The following is a 4,354-nucleotide window of genomic DNA, read 5'->3' on the forward strand; positions in this document are numbered from 1 at the left end:
GCGCCGGTCACGCTCGCGCCGCGGCCAGCACGTGCCGCCGCAGGCCGTCGAGCGCGAGCTCCCAGCCGCCCGCGTTGCCCTGCATCCGCTCGTCGCGCTCCTCGGCGGGCACGCGCATCCACCCCGACTCGACGACCGTGACGCGCGTGCCGCCGTGCTCGAGCGACTCGAGGTCGAAGCGCACGTCGCACGCGGTCGGGCCGGGCTCGGGCTCGTCGAAGTCGCCCCAGCGGAACGCGAGCGTCGACTCGGGCCGCACGATGCGGAGCGCGATCGGCCAGCGGCGCCCCTCGTGCTCGAACGTGCCCGTGACGCCCGCGCGCATGCCGCCCGGGAAGTCGGCCGGGTGCCCCCACCACCGCTCGATCGAGGCGGGGTCGGTGAGGTGCTGCCACACGAGCGCTCGCGGTGCGGGGATGTCGAGGGAGCGCGTGATGGTGCCGCCGACCGGATCGACCGCCGACGGCGTCCAGCGGCGGGCGACGAGCGCGACGAGCTCGTCGAGCTCGGAGGTCCAGCCCTCCCGGTTGTCCTCGAGCGCCGCCCGCACCGCGGCGGCGTCCCCGAGCCGCTCGAAGCCGGTCTCGACGACGGTGAGCCGGGTGCCGGAGCCGGTCTCCTCGAGCGTGAACGTCGCGAGGGTGCTGTTGTCGTCGCGGAGCGGCTCGCCGGGCGTGCCCCACCGGAACGCCCACACGTGCGGCGGCTCGGCCCGCTCGACGCGCGCGGGGAAGTCGCCGTGGTCGCTCCACCCGAAGGTCCCGGATGCGCCGGCGCCGGTGCCGTCGGGGAAGGTCGCGGTGTCGCCGAACCACGCGGCGAGCTCGCGCGGGTCGGTGAGCGCCTCCCAGACGACCCCGATGGGCGCGCGCACCTCGATCGTGCGGGTGACGCGGGCGCCTGCCTCGTCGACGACGGCCTCGGGCTCGTGCATGGCTCCTCCTGCAATCGTTCGGTTGCAGGTCACGATAGGAGGCGCGAGCGACACGCGCAACCCGCCGGTTGCGCCAGTTTGCTCAGATCGATGCCGCCTCGAGCTGCTCGGCGAGCTCGACGAGCTCGTCGAGCTCGACCGTCCAGCCCGCGGCGAGCGCCCGCAGCGACTCCCGCTTGGCCGCGTCGTCGCCCTCGAGGGGGAAGCCCGACTCGACGAGGTGCACCTGCGTCGAGCCGTCGATGTCGCGCAGCGTCAGCTCGACCGTCGAGGCGCGGTCCGACAGGATCCCCTCTGCCCAGTCGAACTCCACGCGCGACTCAGGCTCGAGGGCGGTGACGCGCGCGGCGAGCACGACCTCGCCAGTCCACGCGAAGCGGCCCGTCGCGCCCACCGCGACGCCCTCGGGGAAGGCGGCGATGTCCCCGAGCCAGCGCGCGAGCAGCTCGGGCTCCGTCAGGCAGCGCCACACGGTGTGCCGCGCGGCGTCGACGGCGACGATGCGCGTGACGCGGGCGCCTGGGACATCGACCGTCGCGGGCGGGTTCTCGAACTCGGGCACCCTTGAGCCTCCCTCCGGGTGCTCCCGATTGTGCCACGCGGCAGGGCCGCGCGACCGCCCGTAGACTGGGAAGCCGTCGCGCCGCTTCCGGCCGACGCCACCCAGGAGCCCCACGTGACTGACGAGACCTACGACTTCGCCCGCATCCAGCAGCGATGGCTGCCGGTGTGGGACCGCCTGCGCCCCTTCGCGACGGACGACGAGACCGACACCCGGCCGCGCAAGTACGTGCTCGACATGTTCCCCTACCCCTCGGGCGACCTCCACATGGGCCACGCGGAGTCGTACGCCTACGGCGACGTGCTCGCGCGCTACTGGCGGCAGCAGGGCTTCAACGTGCTCCACCCCATCGGCTGGGACTCGTTCGGCCTGCCGGCCGAGAACGCCGCGATCAAGCGCGGCGCCGACCCGAAGGAGTGGACCGAGGCGAACATCGAGCAGCACAAGCGCTCGATGCGGCTCTACGCGACCGCGTTCGACTGGGACCGCATCCTCCACACCTCCGACCCCAGCTACTACAAGTGGAACCAGTGGCTGTTCCTCGAGATGTACAAGGCGGGCCTCGCCTACCGGAAGCCCTCGAACGTCAACTGGTGCCCCAAGGACCAGACGGTGCTCGCGAACGAGCAGGTCATCGGCGGCCTGTGCGAGCGCTGCGACACCCCGGTGGTGAAGAAGAAGCTCACCCAGTGGTACTTCAAGATCACCGACTACGCCGACCGGCTGCTCGACGACCTCAACCAGCTCGAGGGCCGCTGGCCCGAGAAGGTGCTGCGCATGCAGCGCAACTGGATCGGCCGCTCCGAGGGCGCCGAGGTCGAGTTCGAGATCGAGGGCCACCACTCGCGCGTGCCGGTCTTCACGACCCGCCCCGACACCCTCTACGGCGCGACGTTCATGGTCGTCGCGCCCGACTCCGACCTCGCCGCCGAGCTCGCCGCCGGCGCCTCGCCGGAGGTGCGGATGCGGTTCCAGGACTACCTCGACACCGTCGGCCGCATGACCGAGATCGACCGGCAGAGCACCGAGCGCCCCAAGACCGGCGTCGACCTCGGCCGCTTCGCGATCCACCCGCTCACGGGCGAGCGGCTGCCCGTGTGGGCCGCCGACTACGTGCTCGCCGACTACGGCCACGGCGCGGTGATGGCCGTGCCCGCGCACGACCAGCGCGACCTCGACTTCGCGCTCGCCTTCGACCTGCCCGTCAAGGTCGTCGTCGACACGAACGCCCCGGTCACGGGCGTCATGCCGGCCATCCCGCTCGACGAGCACGGCAACGCGGTGCTGCCGGACGACGTGCCCGAGCTCGACCCGAGGAAGACCGGCGTCGCGCTCACGGGAGACGGCCGCATCATCAACTCGGGCGAGCTCGACGGGCTCTCGAAGCAGCACGCGATCGGCCGCATGATCCAGCTGCTCGAGCGCGAGGGCGTCGGCCGCGCCGCGAAGTCGTTCCGGCTGCGCGACTGGCTCGTGAGCCGGCAGCGCTACTGGGGCACGCCCATCCCCATCATCCACACCGCCGACGGGCAGGAGGTGCCCGTGCCGTTCGAGCAGCTGCCCGTCACGCTGCCCGACTCGCACGGCCTCGACCTGTCGCCGAAGGGCACGAGCCCGCTCGGCGCCGCCGAGGAGTGGGTGAACGTGCCCTCGCCGATCGACGGCAGCCCCGCGCGCCGCGACGCCGACACGATGGACACGTTCGTCGACTCGTCGTGGTACTACCTGCGGTTCCTCAGCCCGAACGACGACACCCAGCCGTTCGACAAGTCGCAGGTCGAGCGCTGGGCGCCAGTCGACCGCTACGTCGGCGGCGTCGAGCACGCGATCCTGCACCTGCTCTACGCGCGCTTCATCACGAAGGTGCTCTTCGACATGGGCCACGTGCCCTTCACCGAGCCGTTCGAGTCGCTGCTCAACCAGGGCATGGTCATCCTCGACGGCGGCAAGATGTCGAAGTCGAAGGGCAACCTCGTCGAGCTCTCCGACGAGCTCGAGCGCCACGGCGTCGACGCCGTGCGGCTCGCGATGAGCTTCGCCGGCCCGCCCGAGGACGACATCGACTGGCGCGACGTGAGCCCGACCGGCGCGCAGAAGTTCCTCGCGCGCGCGTGGCGGCTCTCGAAGGAGCCGCTCGCGAAGGTCGGCGCCGACCCGAAGGCCGGCGACCGCGGGCTGCGGCGCGAGACCCACCGGTTCCTGGCGGATGCGCCGGGCCTCGTGGAGGCGCTCAAGTTCAACGTGGTCGTCGCGCGGCTCATGGAGCTGACGAACGCGACGCGGAAGGCCGTCGACTCGGGCCCGGGCGCCGCGGACCCCGCGGTGCGCGAGGCGGTCGAGACGATCGCGCTCGGCCTGTCGCTCTTCGCGCCCTACACGGCCGAGGACATGTGGGCGAACCTCGGTCACGAGCCGTCGGTCGCGAACGCGGGCTGGCGCAAGGCCGATCGGTCGCTGCTCGTCGAGCAGACGACGACCGCGGTCGTGCAGGTCAACGGCAAGGTGCGGGACCGGGTCGACGTGCCGGTCGACATCGTCGACGCCGAGCTCGAGCGCCTCGCGCGCGAGCTGCCGGGCGTCGCGCGGGCGATCGGCGACGCGACGCTGCGGAAGGCGATCGTGCGGGCGCCGAAGCTCGTGAACTTCGTCGTCGGGTGAGCCTCGGCGGAGGCCGCTGAGGCGCGCTCGGTCCGCCGGGCGCTGAGCGAGCGCGCGCGGCGGCCGCCGTCCACAGCCGGTGCAGCCGACGGCACCCGGGCGCGAGCATCCGCCCTACCGTGCTCGCCATGGCCGGTACGGATGGGCGCTGGCGGCTGGGCGCGGGGGCCGGAGCGGGCCGTGTGGCGTCCTCAGCAGAC

General features: G+C 72.8%; 3 protein-coding genes. 1 reads left to right on the top strand and 2 read right to left on the bottom strand.

Annotated elements, in window-relative coordinates; genetic code table 11:
- Positions 1 to 7: 7 nt before the first annotated feature.
- Both NWP09_RS12010 and NWP09_RS12015 read right to left on the bottom strand, forming a co-directional pair.
- Positions 8 to 934 carry an SRPBCC domain-containing protein gene (locus NWP09_RS12010; protein ID WP_258275737.1) on the bottom strand — a complete coding sequence of 309 codons (927 nt, stop codon included), beginning with the start codon at positions 932 to 934 and terminating at the stop codon, positions 8 to 10.
- 82 nt (positions 935 to 1,016) lie between these two features.
- Positions 1,017 to 1,496, bottom strand: a complete 480-nt coding sequence (locus NWP09_RS12015) for an SRPBCC domain-containing protein (RefSeq protein WP_258275738.1) — start codon at positions 1,494 to 1,496, stop codon at positions 1,017 to 1,019.
- A 114-nt stretch (positions 1,497 to 1,610) separates the two neighbouring features.
- Between NWP09_RS12015 and leuS the strand changes: the two genes are divergently transcribed.
- Positions 1,611 to 4,154, top strand: a complete 2,544-nt coding sequence (gene leuS, locus NWP09_RS12020) for a leucine--tRNA ligase (protein WP_258275739.1) — start codon at positions 1,611 to 1,613, stop codon at positions 4,152 to 4,154.
- Positions 4,155 to 4,354: the final 200 nt, after the last annotated feature.

Source organism: Agrococcus sp. HG114, from assembly GCF_024723325.1.
Lineage (GTDB): Bacteria > Actinomycetota > Actinomycetes > Actinomycetales > Microbacteriaceae > Agrococcus.

What these genes read in the sequence shown, in the direction of transcription:
- NWP09_RS12010 (WP_258275737.1), bottom strand. Translation starts at nt 934, where the DNA reads ATGCACGAGCCCGAGGCCGTCGTCGACGAGGCAGGCGCCCGCGTCACC.